At 49.5% G+C, this 17,344-nt stretch carries 12 protein-coding genes; 5 read left to right on the top strand and 7 right to left on the bottom strand.

Annotated elements, in window-relative coordinates; translation table 11 throughout:
- Positions 1–137 precede the first annotated feature (137 nt).
- Positions 138–755, top strand: coding sequence for a YdeI/OmpD-associated family protein (locus VFS25_RS01660; protein WP_326460372.1), 618 nt, complete (start codon positions 138–140; stop codon positions 753–755).
- On the opposite strand, the gene VFS25_RS01655 is transcribed toward VFS25_RS01660, so the two are convergent.
- From VFS25_RS01655 to VFS25_RS01630, 6 genes are all read right to left on the bottom strand, one after another.
- On the bottom strand, positions 756–1,736 hold the full coding sequence (locus VFS25_RS01655; RefSeq protein ID WP_326460371.1) for a type IX secretion system membrane protein PorP/SprF: 981 nt from the start codon (positions 1,734–1,736) through the stop codon (positions 756–758).
- Positions 1,736–6,115, bottom strand: coding sequence for a Calx-beta domain-containing protein (locus tag VFS25_RS01650; RefSeq protein WP_326460370.1), 4,380 nt, complete (start codon positions 6,113–6,115; stop codon positions 1,736–1,738). Before VFS25_RS01650 ends, VFS25_RS01655 begins: the two co-directional genes overlap by 1 nt.
- 344 nt (positions 6,116–6,459) lie before the next feature.
- Positions 6,460–7,131, bottom strand: coding sequence for a response regulator transcription factor (locus tag VFS25_RS01645; protein ID WP_326460369.1), 672 nt, complete (start codon positions 7,129–7,131; stop codon positions 6,460–6,462).
- 760 nt (positions 7,132–7,891) lie between these two features.
- Entirely contained in the window at positions 7,892–8,632 is a 741-nt protein-coding gene (locus VFS25_RS01640) for a DUF6515 family protein (protein ID WP_326460368.1), read from the bottom strand.
- Between the two features lie 130 nt (positions 8,633–8,762).
- A complete protein-coding gene (locus VFS25_RS01635) occupies positions 8,763–9,248 on the bottom strand; it encodes a GNAT family N-acetyltransferase (RefSeq protein ID WP_326460367.1) in 486 nt (161 codons plus the stop codon).
- Between the two features lie 41 nt (positions 9,249–9,289).
- Complete coding sequence (locus VFS25_RS01630) at positions 9,290–12,508, bottom strand: GH92 family glycosyl hydrolase (RefSeq protein WP_326460374.1); 3,219 nt, start codon at positions 12,506–12,508, stop codon at positions 9,290–9,292.
- A gap of 210 nt (positions 12,509–12,718) precedes the next feature.
- Between VFS25_RS01630 and VFS25_RS01625 the strand changes: the two genes are divergently transcribed.
- Positions 12,719–13,675 carry a FecR family protein gene (locus VFS25_RS01625; protein ID WP_326460366.1) on the top strand — a complete coding sequence of 319 codons (957 nt, stop codon included), beginning with the start codon at positions 12,719–12,721 and terminating at the stop codon, positions 13,673–13,675.
- A 71-nt stretch (positions 13,676–13,746) separates the two neighbouring features.
- Here the strand turns inward: VFS25_RS01625 and VFS25_RS01620 are convergent, their stop codons facing one another.
- Positions 13,747–13,911 carry a hypothetical protein gene (locus tag VFS25_RS01620; protein WP_414647694.1) on the bottom strand — a complete coding sequence of 55 codons (165 nt, stop codon included), beginning with the start codon at positions 13,909–13,911 and terminating at the stop codon, positions 13,747–13,749.
- Between the two features lie 227 nt (positions 13,912–14,138).
- On the opposite strand from VFS25_RS01620, the gene VFS25_RS01615 reads away from it, so the two are divergent.
- From VFS25_RS01615 to VFS25_RS01605, 3 genes are read left to right on the top strand one after another with little or no spacing between them, the layout of a single operon-like run.
- Entirely contained in the window at positions 14,139–15,029 is an 891-nt protein-coding gene (locus tag VFS25_RS01615; RefSeq protein ID WP_326460365.1) for an SDR family oxidoreductase, read from the top strand.
- 6 nt (positions 15,030–15,035) lie between these two features.
- Positions 15,036–15,965, top strand: coding sequence for an SDR family oxidoreductase (locus VFS25_RS01610; RefSeq protein ID WP_326460364.1), 930 nt, complete (start codon positions 15,036–15,038; stop codon positions 15,963–15,965).
- A 9-nt stretch (positions 15,966–15,974) separates the two neighbouring features.
- Complete coding sequence (locus VFS25_RS01605; RefSeq protein WP_326460363.1) at positions 15,975–16,895, top strand: helix-turn-helix transcriptional regulator; 921 nt, start codon at positions 15,975–15,977, stop codon at positions 16,893–16,895.
- Positions 16,896–17,344 lie beyond the last annotated feature (449 nt).

The following is a 17,344-nucleotide window of genomic DNA, read 5'->3' as shown; positions in this document are numbered from 1 at the left end:
TTATAATTTTTCCAATACAAGTGAAACATCTGACTAAAAAACAGTGACAGTGTATTTAACAGCTATAAATCTAGTTACTCCCGGAGAAACAAGACCTTAATCAGATGTTAATGGATGAGAAGTTTTAAATTTATACCATGCAACATACAGACGAACGGGTAGATGCCTACATCAGCAAAGCAGCCCCCTTTGCACAACCCATATTGCGGCATTTACGGGCATTAATACATAAAGCCTGCCCGGATGTAACAGAAAATATAAAATGGAGCAGGCCCTTTTTTGAACACCACGGGGTGTTATGCGCCATAGCAGCCTTTAAGCAGCACTGTGCATTTATTTTCTGGCGGGCATTGCTGCTGAGCGATCCGCATAAGGTGCTGAAGAAAGAAGCAGCAACCGGTATGGGCCACCTGGGTAATATTACCAGCCTGCAGGACCTGCCCGCAGACAAGATTATGCTGGCCTATATTAAGGAAGCGGCCGCCATTAATGAACAGGGTGAGGCGCCGCCGGCTAAATCACGGGTTAAAAAAGATAAAAGCGAGCTGGCAATACCGGATGATCTCCAAAAAGCGCTGGCAAAAAACAAAAAGGCTGCCCGGAACTTTGCGGCTATGACCTACTCGCAGCAAAAGGATTATGCGGAGTGGGTGACAGCAGCAAAAACAGATGCCACACGGGAAAAGCGCGTGGCTACTACTATTGAATGGGTGGCGGAAGGAAAAACCCGTAACTGGAAATACGAAAAAAAGTGATCAGAAATACCGCGGATCTGCGTCATCATTCCTGCCGGAGGGAAACAGGATGCCGATGGATATCTCATGCGACGCGCCTGCTCCTACGAGCTTACTCATGTTCATATCATAAGCATACCCCAGGCGAAACCGCGGCGCATTAAACACGCCCATAATGCTGATGTTGCTGGTAGTGCGGTAAGAGCCCCCTATCCACAGCTTATCCCCCTCTCCTATGAGCAGAAAAGAATTAAAGTCAATATTAATGGGTCCCTTCAGGTCGGTTTTTACCATCACGGACGGCTTTAGCTTAAAGTTATCGGAAAACGGCAGTATGGTGCCGCCGGTAAGATAAATATGCTGCGTTTTGCGGATGGTTTCAAACTTATACCCTTTCCACGAATAGCTGGTATTGGTGTAGGTAGACAGCAGGTCCATTACAGACAGGCCAAAGTAAAACTGCGGGCTGTAGTAATAGATGCCAAAGCGTGCATCCGGCGCTATGGAGGCGGCCGGCGCTATGGGTATTACCGGGTCATTAGCGTCTGTATATTGGAAGGCAGTGCCGTCAATACCGTACTGTGTAAAACCAATGCCCAGCCCCAGGCAAAAACGGCTCAGGCCGTACTCATCTACCGGTATGCGGTAGGCATAGGAACCGTACAGGGAATATGCATGCTGCGGCCCCAGGGCATCCATCATCAGCTGAACGCCAACGCCTACACGCCGTTCATTGTCATCCCCGTTCACCAACCCGTCTACTGAAACACCGCCGGTGCGCGGAGCGCCGGGAAACCCGGCCCATTGCTGCCGGTAAATGGCGTTCAGGTACCAGTCTTCCTTATTGCCTGCGGTAGCCGGGTTCACACTCAGGTCATTAAAAATGTACTGGCTAAACTGTATGTCCTGCTGCGCATTACTGGTATAACCAAGCAACAGCAAGGCTGCACACATGTACAGTTTGCGTATAACGGTTTTTCTTAGTATGGCCTTCTGCTTCATTATTTCAGTATTTGCACCCATCCCTTATAAAGTTTCTCTTCATCAGATGATGTTTTTACCTTCAGCACATAGTAATAAGTGCCTTCATTCAGCTTTCCGCCGTTTCCATCCCAGTCGTTATGATAATCTGTGGAAGCATATACCTGGCTGCCCCAGCGGTTGTATACATACAGCTCCGGCGCAGTATAGCTTTCCAGTCCGCCTATCTTGAAGTATTCATTCAGGCCGTCACCATTGGGTGTAAACACATTGGGGAACACCAACTCCAGGTTCACGGGTTTATTTTCTACCAGTATTATTGCAGGCGCCGGGCTATCGGTGCAGGTAGCGTCTGCAGATGGATCACAGATGCCGGTTTGCCTGCTGGTATCTGCTGTGCTTATGGTGGCTATATTTTCTATCTGCGCCACACCGGTAAGGTCGTTATCTGTTTTTACCAGGAAGCTTACAGAGTCTTTTACTTTAACGCCAATGGTTGTACGCACCCAGCTGATGGTATTGGTAGTGGCATCATACACACCGCCTGTGGCGTTGCTTACATATTTGGTATGAGCAGGTATAGTGTCTACAATGGTTACGTTAGACAGCTGCACACCACCGGTGTTACGGATGTATATCCTGTACAGGAGCTCCTGCCCTGGTTTGGCGGTTGATGTATTATCATTGTTCTTCACCGTTTTCCAGGTATTGAACCCGCCCGATTTATTCACGTACACCACGGTGGCCGGGTCATTAGGCCCGGAATTAAGGTTGGGGAAGTTCGGGTTCAGCGGGTCGGCCGGATGCACCGGCTGGTCGCCTACCCCATCGTTCAGGTTAATGGTGGCGGTGTTCACAATGCTATCGGCGCCGGTAAGGTCATCCGCCACTTTTACCAGCAGCTCGCGGGTAACGGTAACGCCGGGCGTAATCAGCGGAATGGTCCATGTTAACAGGCCGCTGGCATCGGGTTTAATACCGTCTTCCGCTGATACAAACACGGTGTAGGCAGGCACCAGGTCTTTAATAATCACATTCACCTGGTCGGTATCGCCGCCGTTGCTTATGTGTATGGTATAGCGGATGGCGTTGCCGGAGCTTACCTTTCCTTTTACGTCCACACTCATCCAGGCGGCGGTAGTTACGGTATCATTATCAGCTATCTGCACGGTAGCAGAGCTGTTCATGCCTGTGAAGGCCAGGTAGCCGGTTATTTTATTGATGGTGAGCGTAATGTTTTCAACGCCTTCCGGCTTGGTATCATCTATTATGCTAATGGGTATCTTAACACCGTTGCTGCCGGCGGGGATAGTTACCTGTGCTGGTATAGAATCATAGTCGTCTGCATTGCCGGCATTACCGGTTATTTCATAGGCAACCGCAATATCCTTATCAGCCAGCTTGCCGGAAGCCAGGCGTACCGTAAACTCTCCGGCATCTTCAGGCTTATCGCCCGGTTCTGCGGCGTCGGCCTTGGTAGCTACCATTTCTATAGCCAGGTTGGCGGCATCTTCGTCTGCAATTTTCACCGTGTCTGTTTTCTGCATGCCAATGTCGTACCGGGCGGCAGAGGTAAGCTTGGTAAGCGTAACAATCACGGTTTCCGTACCCTCTACGCGGTCATCGTCTATTACACTTACCGGTAGGGTAACATTGCTGCTGCCGGTGGGGATGGTCACGGAAAGCGGTATAGAGGTATAGTCTGTGCCGCCGGTGGCCGTACCGGTAACCGTGAGGTCCAGCATAACATCGGCGGTTACCGGTTTGCCGGAGGCAATGTGTATGGTGAACTGCCCGCCGTCTGACGGTTCAGCAGCATCCGGGTCGCCGGCGCTGATGATCACCTGTTCAATATCATCATCAAAAATGGTAATGGTATCTACAGCCGGTGCGCCTTTAACAAAGGGCATGGCAGCTGTAACAGTGTTCAGCGTTACAATCAACGTTTCTGCTGTTTCGGCAATGGTATCGTTCATCACCTTTACCGGGAAGGTAACGCTGCTGCTGTTGGCTGGTATGGTAACCGTGCCGGTTAAAGGCGTATAGTCGGTACCGCTTACGGCAGTGCCACTTACGGTATAGGTTACGGTAATGGGCACCAGCGGTATTTTGCCCGACGCCAGCTTAATGGTAAACTCTCCATTGGTGGCGGGCTCCGAAGCATCGGGAATGCTGGCGTTTATGATCACGCCCATGTCTGCATCGTCATCATCATCTATAATAACGGAGTCTTTGGCCGGTGTGCCTATTACAAAGGGCAAACTGGCAGTAGCCCCGGTAAGGGTCATGATCACCGTTTCATTTCCTTCAACCAGGTTATCATCCAGCACAGGTACGGTAACCGTAGCGCTGCTGCTGTCGGCAGGAATGGTTACTGTGCCGGACAATGCCGTATAATCCGTACCGCTGGCAGCAGTACCTGCGGTGGTATAAGTAACGGTAACGGGCACACTGGTAACCTTGCCGGATGCCAGCTTCACGACAAACTGTGCTGGCGTGGCCGGTTCCGCGCCGGTATTAGCAGTGGTGCCGGCAATAATATTCATGTCGGCCACATCATCATCATGAATAGTGATAAGGGCTGAGTCTTTAGTATGATCTATGCTGAACGGCAATGAGGAGGTAGCGGTTAATAATTTAACAGATACGGTTTCGTCCCCTTCAATGATGTTATCATCCAGCGTGTACAGCGGAATAAAGGCGCCGGTGCTGTCGGCTTCAATAGTTACTGTGCCGGAAAGACTGGTATAGTCTGTACCGTTAGCCGCGGTGCCGGTTACCTCATAGGTAACGGTTACGGGTACGGAGGCAGCATTGCCGTTGGGCAGGCTTATGCGGAAGGCCGCTGTGTCTGTAAGCTCGGTAGCCGCTGAATCGTAGGCCGCTATAGCTACTTTCAGGTTATCGTCATCATCATCCTCTATCATTACGACGCAGGAGTCGCCGCCGGCGAAGTTAATACCAGCGGTGCTTACGGGCTGCGGTTTAATAATCACGCTTTCGTCGCCCTCAATCAGCGCATCGTTTAATACGGGCACCGGCACCAGCACGCTGTTTTGGCCGGCCACCAGGTTAGCAGTGCCTGCCAAAGGCGTATAATCTGAACCTGGCATGGCGGTGCCGCCTACGGTATAGGTAACCGTCATATCCTGCTTAAAGGTATAAGCTCCGGGCAGGGCCAGCTTAAAGCTGCCATCGCCGCCGGACTCGCTGCCGTCTGCTACGAGGATGGCATTGATCTGGCAGTTTGCGGGCTGGTTATCATCATCTTCAATTTGTACGGTAGTGGTATTGCTGGTGGTGCTGATGGCATAGGTGGCCAGGTTATTGGAACTGCCGCTTAATACCGTTACCACAATGTCCTCCATACCTTCAATCACCTGGTCGTCGAAGATGGTAATGGGCACCAGTATGCTGCTTTTATTCATTGATATAAAAGCTTTGCCCGTAAGGGTCTTATAATCGGTGCCGGCAGTGGCGGTACCGGATATGGAGTAGGTAACGGTAATTATTTCCCCTGCTTTTACACCCGGCGGCAGGCTAATAGTAAAGGCGCCGGAGCTGGTAGGATTTTCCTTGCCGTTGATAGTGCCTATTATACCAATGCTCAACTCAGAGTCATCGTCGAGGATGGAAGAGCTTACAGACCTGCTGGAGGACAGCTCCACGTTAAAATCGGCCGCGGTAGCGCTGGACATAGTGATCTTCACGGTTTCGTTCCCTTCAATGGTCTTATCATCTATTACCGGTATAGTAAGTATTACATAGTTGGCGCCGGCCGGCAGCACAATGGTACCACCGGGCGTTTCATAGTCTTCACCATTGGTTGCGGTACCGCCATCTACAAAATAATTAATCGTAATATCTTCAGGAGCGGTGAGTGTACCAGGCAAGGCAAATTTGGCGGTAATGGGCGCGCTGGGCTCCCCGGCCTGGCTGCCGGTGCTATAGGCTGTAATAATATTATCGTTATCAATAATCTTCAGGGTTTCTGAAATATGTGCATCCAGGTCGTAAGGCGTTGAGGAGCTTAAACCGGTAGCGCCGGTAATGGTGATGGTTACGGTTTCATCCCCTTCTATAAGTTCGTCGTTAATGGCTTCCAGGGGAAGGTGTATGTAATTTTCGCCGGCGTACATGGTGGTGGTGCCGGTCCAGATACTGGTAAAATAATCAGTACCGGTAATGGCTGTACCGGTAACAGTAAAGGTGATGGCAATATCTTCCGTGGCAGGACCTTCGGACAGCATAATATCCATACCGCCGTAAATGCCGCTTTCCGTAGCATCCAGGGGATTGCCCGTGCTGATGGTTTGCAGCCTTCTCACTTTTTTGTTCAGCTTTACAGGGTTCCCGGCTGCCAATACGTGACTGGCGGCCAGGAGGAGGGCCCCCAACATGCAACATAAGGTTCTATAGCGTTTCGCACTCATAAGTTACAGCATAACAAGCATTTACGGCAAAGCAATCGCTGCATTTCACAACAATTGCCGTATACTTTTGTAGTCATAAATACACCCCCTTTTATTCAGCTCAACTCGATAATTATCCGCATTTTAATATATAAAATTATGAATATTTATTAAATAAAATAATATTATTTAGCGCGAATATAAAAAGTTATTAACAACTAAGACGGGTCAGGTGCAGACAAAACAGCAGACTGTCAAGGCCGGATGAGGATATGGGTGTTCCGGTTGCGGGATGCCAGGTGTGAATAAAAAATTTACCGGGCGTGCGGGGATCAGGATCTTTTATAGGGCTGGATGATGTTTTTGATCACGTATTCGGTAAGGGAATTACGGCCCGTAAGGCCCAGCTTATGGGCAATGTTGTATTTATGGTTTTCTACGGTTTTTATGCTTACATACAGCTCCTGTGCAATTTCCTTGGTGTTCTTCCCTTCTGCTATGAGCTTTATAATCCTTGACTCGGTTTTACTCAGCTTGTCCTGCAGATCAGCCGGCACCAGGGGAATGGGCATTCCGGCGCCTGTTTCCTGTTTGGTTTCAATAGCCCGGCGCATGTTGTTGAAGATGGCAAAGCGGGACAATCGGGCGCGGATGCCGGACAGCAGGTCCTGCCGCTTGAGCGGCTGCACCAGGTAATCATCGGCCCCCAGGTTCATGGCCATGCGCAGGTCTTCCTTTGTGTCTTTATTGCCGATTAGTATAAAGGGTATATGCGCCACGCGGGGATCATCGCGCAGCGCCATCAGGAAATGGTGGCCGCTGCCGTCCCGCAGCTCAATGCCACAAATGATCAAATCGGGCAATTGCTCCAATGCTAATCCTAACCCCTCATCGGTAGATAATGCGGTAATTATCTCGTAATGCGGGATCAGCAACTGACTGACATGTTTAATGAATGTATGGCTCCCGTCTACCAGCAGTATTTTACGGGAACTTTCAGTCATCCGACAATATGTTTAAAGCAGTTAGCATTGGTAAGATTACAGCCATGCTTTACAGCAAGCTGACTACATGGGCAACATTTCCATCTGTGTTGGTACTTGATTTTGTTATCACCATAATTTCTGTAAATGGCGCGGGATAAGGTGCGCCAATATACACTTTAAGTTTTTGTTATTCAATGGATTATAAATTTTTGAGGTGTATTGTATTTCCCCCCTGGTTTAACACTTGTCACAAATAACAGGCGCCACTAAACGCTAACAGGATCGCCTTTCGCTAAATTGGGTACTAGTTCCCAATATTGGGAGTATGCACTCATTTTTACGCTACACGCTAAAAATCACTTAAATGGTTGGCCACTCTTTTGCATTTTTGCACACAACCAAAAAGAGCTAAGTAGTGTAGTATTCAACGAAGTATGCAGATACCACCAACTGGCCCTATTGTATCAATGAACACAACTGCCGATAACATCGGCAAAGCTGGTATTTTATTATTAACAAAACATACTCTCTATAACTCAAAACTAACAGGATTAGCTTGCGAAAGCAAGTTTTCATAGGATAGTTATCTAACCCTGTCCCCCATTCTTGGGGGACAGTTTTATTATATAATCATTATAAGCATTGAAAAACAATACAAATGCCTGCGGGCAATTGTTAGCATCAGGTGGATAAGTTTTTTGAAAATAAGAGGGGCTAAAAACAAAAAAGCACCTTCCGCCAAGAGAAAGTGCTTTCCAAAATACGCCGATGCCTGTACTTAATCGGCGGTTTGTTTTCCTACAATTTTATACCCTGTCATATTATTATCCAATTGCACTTCCTGGTAATACATACCATCGGGTGAAACATAGAGCAGCTGCCCGTTTATCTCTACTTTACGGCTGTTTTCTGGCAGCTCATAAATCACATCATCCGGCGGGGCAGCCTGACTATCAGGCGCTGCTGAAGTACCGTCATCATCACCTATGCTCAGCTGTCCGTTCTTACCTACAATGGCGTAGCGGCGTTCATTGTGCTTAATTACTTCCTGGTAAATAGTGCCCTTGTATTCGTAATAGGTATTGCCATCGATGGTTACCTCTTTAGCGCCGGAAGGCAGTGACGGCACATCTGCGCCCACAGGCGGTTCTGCCACTTCGTATGCTGTTTCATTGTTATCATAATGGCGGTAAAAAGTACCGTCAAAATAAAAGTAAGGGCCCCAGGGCGTACCAAAAGTCATAAACCCGTATGGCAGCACGCTTAAACGAAAGCCAATGGGATAACGGTAATAAGGGTAATACACACGCGGATGATATACCCGTACCGGCCTATAATAGCGCGGGTGATAATATACCGGTCCGCCTACACGGCCTCCCATAAACACACGGCCCCCGCCACCATAAAAATGCGCGCCTACTCCTACCCGTACATGCCCACGCTGTGCGTAGGCGCCTCCTGCCGTTAATGTAGCCGCCAGTAACAGCAGCACACCCAGTATATAAGATTTGTTTTTCATTTTATAAAAGAATTTAATCTCCAGCGCGTGGGAGCAGCTGATCTTCCGCGCTCTTTAAACGCTTCAGCAATTAGATCATTGTCTATATGTAAAGTTTAACCCGCTTAACCGTTAAAGTTATCTTAAAGGCTCAAAGCGCCTTTAGCATCCAGTTATCGCAGGCATAATGGCCGGTGTTGCCCATGGGGCCATCCAGGTATTCAAATCCAAAGTGCTCATACAGGCGGCGCGCCTTTGCCAGCTCCGGCATGGTTTCGAGATAGCAGTGCGTATAACCGTTATTGCGGGCAAACTCCAGGCATTGCTCAATTAAATAACGGGCAATGCCTTTGCCGCGCGCAGCCGGCACCAGGTACATTTTCTGCAGCTCGCACACATGAGGATCGCCGCCATCCAGCGGGTGTATGCCGGCGCCGCCGGCTATTACCCCGTCCAGCAACGCTACATTATAAGCGGCGCGGGGGATGTTGAACAGCTCATATAAATTATCCGTGGTGGGATCTGTAAACACCGTGCCCGGCTTATCCAGGTGATGCTCTGCCAGGGCATTGCGTACTATAATGGCTAATGCAGGGTTATCTCCGGGTTGTATGGGACGAATGCTGACGGTTGACATACAATTGCTTGTTAAGAAATGCAAAAGTAGGTTATTTCCGGTCAGCGCTGCCAGGCAGGCGCAGCGCCCATTGCCTGCTTAATTTCCCGGCTGGATAACGGTGACGCATATACTTTTACGCCGTTCATATAACCATTGAAAATGCGGGTGCCCGGAAATTCTTCATTACGGCCCAGGGTCCATTTATTGGGGACAGACAGGTTTACCGGCTTCTCCAGGCTGGCAGCGCCTTTCAGCTCCCCGTCGATATACAGGCGCAACCCGGCGCCATCGCATACGCCGGCAATATGGTGCCAGTGGTTGAACCAGTTGCCGGGCAAAGGAGCGCTTACATCGCCCCTGCCCCAGCCCCCGGCAAAAAAGGTGAGTGTTTTATTACCGGCTACCTGCAGCACATGGGTATCGCCCTTGGTAAAAATATCCACCAGCCCGCGAGCTGCTTTTGTGCCGGGCATTTGCGGGTACACCCAGGCCATCATGGTAAGGGTGTTGCCCATTACATCCAGGCTGGGAGCATTGGGTACTTCTGCATAACAATCATTGCCCAGCAGCAGCCCCTTTTCCGCACCGGCTATTGACTGCCTGCCTATAACCCGGGCATTGTTATTAAACCCCGAATGGTCTGCCACTACGGTATCGGCTGCGCGGGGCTCCAGGTTGAGCAGCAGGGTTTCCAGCGGGTGGGTGTAAACACGGAACCGCTGTGCGGCATTGCCCACCCGCAGCAGCTGCCAGCCGGCCTCCTGGGCTACCAGCTGCCGTGTAACAGTTTGCTGCCGGCCTGGTTGCAGGGTTAGCTGCACCCGGGTGATGATGCTGTCCTGCAGGCGAACAGGCAGCTGCCAGGTGCGGGTTTCCCCGCCAATATTCTGCGCCGTAAAAGTGATATGCTGCGTGTCGCCCCGGGCCACCAGCGGCCGCAATGCCAGCGCCTGTATATCGGGCCATAAAGGAAAGGGCTGTGCCGGCCGCGTAACCGTTACTGCCAACGGCGTTTGTGCCGGCTGGTCTTTCAGGGTAATACTTGCCGTACCTAACTCATAAAGGCGCAGGGAAACGGAGTCGGTTATGGTAGCCCTACTATCCACCAAACAGTTTTTAACAGCGTATAAGCGGTTGTTTACCATTACCTGCACCTGTTTGGTACCCAAGCTGCCGTTATTGTGCAAGGTAAAGCGCAGCCAGAAAGGCTTATGCGGTGTTACGCTTCGGGCAGATACGTTGTACTGCAGCAAATGAAAATCCGGCCGGCCTTCAGCTGCGCTATCGTGCAGGGGCCATTTGCGTACCGGTGCAGTTCCGGCATTTACCAGCATTTTTCCGCCCTGCATTATACGCGCATGCGGGATGTAAATATGGTTATACGGCTGCTTATCCAACCGAACATTACGAATGTAGGCCCCCGCCCCGGCGCTGCGTTGAATGGTAAATGTGCGGCCGTTTTCAAGATGTAATGCGGCAGACCGGAAAAGCGGCGTGCCCAGTGTATATTCCGGCCGGCCGGGACACAACGGGTAAATACCCAGGGCGCTCAGCACATACCAGCTGGATGTGCTGCCCAAATCATCATTACCGGGCAAACCGCCTGGTGTGGCGGAAAAACGGCGGTACGTGATTTCCCTTATCCATTTTTGCGTATAGTGCGGGTAGCCGGCAGCATTGAACAGCCAGGGCACCTGGAATACCGTTTCATTATCGAAAATGATCTGCTGACTGGTAAGCGCATCATCCAGGCGCTGTGCAAACAGCTGCGGGCCTCCCATGAGGTTCACCAGGTCCTGCGGGTGCTGCGGCACAAAATACGTGTAGGCCCAGGCATCGCCTTCCTTATAGCCCGTGGTGCCGGGCTGCAGTTTGTATTCATTGCCGGCGCGCGGCAGCAGCAGCATTTCATCCGGGCGGAACAGCCTGCGGTAAGCATAGCTCCTTTGCAGGCAGGCGCGGGCAATGCTATCGTTGTGCATTACCCGGGCGGCAAACTGTCCCAACACCCAATCGTCGTACGCATATTCTACCGTGCGTGTAACAGATTCCGGCCAGGTAAAAGGTATGTAGCCCTGCTGCTGGTACACCTGCAGGTCCGGCTGCAGGAAAGGCGTATCTGCATGGCTTTTGAGCATCGCTTTGAATGCCAGCCCTGCATCAATACCGCCCATGCCTTTCAGGTAGGTATCTGCAATAATGGGCACGGCATGATTGCCGGTCATGGATTCTGTTGGCAGGTGGCCGGCTTGCTGAAACACGTCCAGCATGGACAGCACCATATCCCGCTGTACGGAAGGAAATAACAGGCAAAGCAAAGGATGCAGGGAGCGGAAAGTGTCCCAGGGCGAGAAACCACCGTATTGGGCTGCTCCGCTTACCGGGTAAATTTTACCGTCGGCGCCGCGGTAGCCACCGTCTGTATCAGAAATGATCCAGGGCATTAGCAGGGAGTGGTACAGGGCGGTATAAAAAATTGTTTTATGCGCTTCATCATTATCCTGTACATCCACTACTGATAATACTTTGGTCCATGCTGCGCGGGTGCGTTCGCGGATGCCGTCAAAAGTGGTGTCCAGCTCCACGGCTATGTTACGGGCCGCGATCTCCTGTCCTGCTGTAGAAGTGCTCAGCTTCAGCCATAGTATGGTAGGGCCGGCAGCAGCGGCTGCAAAGGTAAAAAGGGAGCCGCCTTCCACGGCTGCCCTGTGCGTGTAGGCCAGGTTAAAGCGGGTAACGGTATTAAAGCGTTTACCATCGCCTATGAACAGCTGCGGTGTTACGCCGGGTGCAAATGTAAAGCGGAAAAAACCGGTGCGGGTAGTTGCGGTAGCTTCTACCAGCGTATTGTTGTCGGGGAACAGCACACGGTAATAACCCGGTGATGCCTTCTCTTCTGCATGTGAAAAACGGCGGTGATAAGTTCCCAGGTGAAAGCTGTCGTTGCTATTTACGGGCATTATATACAACTGGCCTGCTGATCCACCGGGGAAACCGCTGTGGTGGCGCAGGCAGCTGAAATAAACAATGTCGCCGTCAGCATAATCGTAGCCGGCGTTTACCCGGGTTTCGGGGGTAAGCTGAATATTTCCCCAGGGCGCTACAGCGCCGGGATAGGTACCGCCCTCATTTCCCCATTTGGTAATTACATTGCTTTTTGCGGTGCCAATAAAAGGATCTACATAGGAAACCGGGTCTTTTACCTGGGCAACCGACAAAGTGGTTGTCAGCAGGGATATTGCTGTAAGCAAGTAATAACGGTTACGAACATGCGTCATCACGTTCACTGCATTTAATGAAGGGCGGTAAATTATCAATAAATATCCGGTTATTTTATATCTTTTATCTGTTTGAGTAGTACATATTCATTTTAACAACCGTAATCTATAGGAATTTGTAACCTCTTCTATACCATAAAGGCGGTTATGAGCACCTGCTACCATTCCTCTGAAAACCGGCTATTTTATTACATTCATAATTAACCTCCGATGGGAACAAACCAGGATCCTAACATATACCTGCTGCTGCGGGCGCTGAATAAATTTATGAAGCTGCTGCGCAAGCACCTGCCTACGGGCCGTGTTATTGTTATTGCGTTTGTGGCCCTGTTTGGTGTGGCAGCAGCGTATTACCAGCAGCAGATACAAACATTCACTGCGGGGAAAGCGGCCGGTATTACCCTGCAAACTCCGAATGGCACTTTCCTGCCGATTGTGCAACTGGGCAGGGCTGTTACCCCGGCAGCTGTTTTTACAGCCGACAGCAGCTGCCTGACCCTTATAGCCAAACAACATCACGGTCAGCCGGAATGGAACAGCCTTATTGTGCCCCCGGGCTTTACCTACAGCGTTGTGCTGGCCGATGGCTCACTGGTACGCCTGAACGCAGGCAGCCGGCTTAAATTCCCTTCTGTATTCGGCCCGGAAAAACGCGAAGTGTACCTTGAAGGGGAAGCTTATTTTGAAGTTCAGAGCGATGCCAACCGCCTGTTCATACTGCATTCAGGACTGGCCGATGTTACGGTGCTGGGCACAACTTTTAACATCAACAGTTACAGCAACCGCACACGGGTATCGCTGGTAAGCGGAGAAGTAGTAATAAATGCAAAAAATAAAATAGTACAGCTGAAACCGGGGCAGGAAGCCACTATTGACAGGCAGCGCGGCGCGGTATCTGTTGCGCCGTTTCAGTCAAATATAACCCTGGCCTGGATGGAGGGCCTGCAGATATTTTTAGACACTCCCCTGCGGGATATTTGTGATGTACTGGAGCGGATGTATAATATCCGCATTCATATTGATGATGCAAAGCTGGCAGCCACCCGGTACTATGCTATTGTGAACCGGGAACGGCCCGTGCAAACTTTTTTGCAGGACCTGCACGCCACCAAAAATGTAAACAGTGTAGTTGACGCCAAAGGGGAATTACATCTTACGTTGCAATAGCTGTTCATACTTTATTCATAACCCCAGGAAAGCAAGGTTGCACAGGAAGTAAATTACTTACCTGGCAACCTTTACTTTTTCCCGGACGATTTGACAAAGCGGTTAAAATCGGGCGCCAGGTTTACCCAGTGCTGCAGCTGCTTTTTGGTAGTTAGCACACTTTCATCTACAAAAACATATCCTTTCATTACCCCGCCGGCATGTACCATGGGCTTGCAGCCCTCCTGCTCCAGCATTTGCTCAAATATGGCAGGATCAAGGCGTACCAGCAGCTGCGATTATTTCCCGTACCCTGTTAACCAGGTTTTCATTAAACGCCATACCGGTTTGGAATTTTGTAGTTATTTAAAAGTAAAAAAAATTTGAGGGATGCGGGAGGGTGTAGAATCGGCTAAACCAAAAGCAGATTTGGATAAACCGGTGCATCATGCATAAGTGATCTTTGTGAAAACTAAAGAAACATATGCATGTATTTGTAACAGGAGCCACCGGCTTCATTGGCACTGCCATTGTGCAGGAATTATTAAGTGGAGGCCACCAGGTATTGGGATTGGCCCGTTCAGATGCTTCAGCCAAAAAATTGATCGAAGCCGGTGCTAAAGTACTCCGCGGTGACCTGGAGGATTTAGAGAGTTTAAAGGCAGGCGCCGCTCAAACCACCGGCGTTATTCATGCCGGCTTTATTCATGATTTTACCCGGTTCCCCGCGGTTTGCCAGGTAGATAAAAAAGCCATTGAAACCATTGGCGAAGTGCTGGCAGGTTCTGATCGTCCATTAATCGTTACCTCCGGTACCGCATTAGTGAGCCCGGGAAAATTGGCTACAGAGGATATGATTGCACCTGTTAATCCGGCCTGGCCCCGTGCTTCGGAACAGGCAGCGAATAACGCAGCAGCGTTGGGTGTACGGACAGCAATCATACGATTATCACCATCCGTGCATGGCCATGACGATAAGCACGGATTTGTTCCCATATTGGTTAACATTGCCCGTGAAAAAGGCTTTTCGGCCTACATTGGTGAAGGGCAAAACCGCTGGAACGCTGTACACCGGTTAGATGCAGCATATTTATATCGACTGGCATTGGAGAACGCCGCGCCAGGTGCACGTTATCATGCTGCTGCTGAAGAAGGAATTACCGTTAAAGCCATTGCCGGGGCCATTGCTAAACAACTTAATATTCCGGTAAAATCAATAGCCCCTGAAGCTGCCGCTGAACATTTCGGCTGGTTTGCACAAATGGCTGCCATTGATTGTCCTGCGTCCAGTACATGGACACAAGAACAATTAAACTGGCATCCTGCACATTCAGCTTTGCTGACTGATATTGAGAACGGTGTTTACACAAAATAATAAACGATGAAGATCATTGTAACCGGTTCATTAGGAAACATCAGTAAACCGTTGACAGCAACTTTAGTATCTCAAGGGCATGAAGTAACCGTTATCAGCAGCAACCCGAAGAAAGAAGCCGCTATCGAAAAACTCGGTGCTACTGCCGCCATAGGCTCAATAGCTAACGTTAACTTTCTCACTGATACATTTACCGGCGCAGATGCCGTTTATGCCATGATTCCCCTCAATTTCAGTGCGCCTGACCTTGGGGATTACCTGCATTGCATGGCGCAAAACTACGTGCAGGCTTTAAAGCAAGCCGGTTTAAAGCGTGTTGTGCTCCTGAGCGGTTGGGCAGCCGACCTGGTGAAAGGTGAGAATGTTGAGCATTTGTTTGATGGCCTGCAAACATCGCTTACCATCATGCGGCCAGCTGCTTTTTATACCAACTTTTACCAGTCTATAGGCCTTATCAAAGGCAAAGGCTTTACCGGTAAGTTCCTGACACTGCGGTATTCGGGGCTTTGGGCCTTGCTGACCGGCAAGACAGGCCTGCTGATGGGAAATTACGGCGGAGATGATCGTATCGTTTTCGTTTCGCCTAAAGATATCGCCGATGCCGTTGCGGAGGAACTGCTGTTACTCCCCCGGGATAAAACCATCCGTTATGTGGGTAGTGAGGAGATGACCTGTAACGAGGCAGCCAAAATCATCGGTACGGCAGTAGATAAGCCATGGCTGAAATGGGTACTGCTCTCTGATAAGGAAATGCTCCGGGGGCTGAAGATGGCTAAAGTGCCTAAAAAATCAGCGGAAACCCTGGTGGAAATGCAGGCAGCAACGCACAGCGGGAAAACGCTGGAGAATTTCCACCGGGCTAAACCCAAAATGGGTAAGATAAAACTGGCAGATTTTGCGAAAGAATTTGCAGCGGTTTATTTTAAAACTGATTAACTTGAAGTAATGAAAAATGAAGTACTTCGTTTCAGCACGATAACGGAATACCACCGGGCGGCAGGCCTACCTAACCCTGCACATCCGCTCGTGAGCGTGGTACATATGGATGATCTGAAACGGCCGTTAGCTGAAGGCTCGTTTAGTTTGATCTATGACTTTTATTCGATCTCGATGAAAAGGGTCAAGAATGCCAAATTCAAATACGGCCAGCAGGCCAGCGACTTTGATGAAGGCGTGTTATTCTTTATGTCACCGAGGCAGGTATTCAGTGTCGAGATTGAAAAGGACAGCGTCATGCATCGTCCTGAAGGCTGGATGATCCTGGTTCATCCGGATTTTCTATGGAACACGCCGTTGGCTAAAAACATCCGGCAATATGAATTTTTCAGTTATTCGGTCAATGAAGCGCTCTACTTGTCTGACAAAGAAGAGGCCATGCTTAACACGATCGTCCACAATATCGAACAGGAGTATCAAGCCAATATTGACCGCTTTAGCCAAAGCGTGATTATCGCACAACTTGAACTGTTGCTGACCTATTCTGAAAGGTTTTACCAGCGCCAGTTCATTACCCGGAAAGCCGCGAGCCATGAAGTGCTCACCCGCCTGGAGGATTTCTTATCGCAGTATTTCAACAGTGGCGCGCTGGCTAAACAAGGGTTGCCAAGCGTTGCGTTAATTGCCGGCACCCTCCATATTTCACCTGGTTACCTAAGCAGTTTGCTTAAATCCTTAACAGGGGAAAGCACCCAGCAGCATTTGCATAATAAGCTGATCGAACTGGCCAAAGAAAAACTTTCAACCACCAATCTATCCATCAGTGAGATAGCCTATGAGCTAGGGTTTGAGCATCTTCAGTCTTTTAGCAAGCTCTTTAAGACCAAGACAAACCTTTCTCCTTTGGAGTTTCGCCATTCTTTTAATTAATTATTCCTTTATATCAACCAGTTAACTTCCTATCTATATAGAATTCCTGATTATAATATTCAGTATGGCTATCTTGTTTATTGGAAATTTAACTTTGACTATGGACAACCACTTATTCACTTCTGCCATGTAGGCACCTTCTATGGCTCCGCAGCTGTGCAGAAAGTGCTATTGCTTCCAATTCAATTACATGGCGGCTTTAAATGAAAACAATATTTTTATTTGTTGTGATTTGCTTTCAATTCCAGTTCCTTCTATCTTCGAACACAACGTCGGCGTTTTGGAACTGATGGGCAAAAAGGTTGTGATTTGCTTTCAATTCCAGTTCTTTCTATCTTCGAACACAACCCGAAGGTGCCACTAAGCCGCAAGTTGACGGTTGTGATTTGCTTTCAATTCCAGTTCTTTCTATCTTCGAACACAACGTGTGACTGTTGGGATATTGACCG

The sequence above is a fragment of the Chitinophaga sp. genome, from assembly GCF_035761305.1.
GTDB lineage: Bacteria > Bacteroidota > Bacteroidia > Chitinophagales > Chitinophagaceae > Chitinophaga.
The sequence above is the reverse complement of the archived record's forward strand: the minus strand, read 5'-3'. Positions and strand labels throughout refer to the sequence as shown.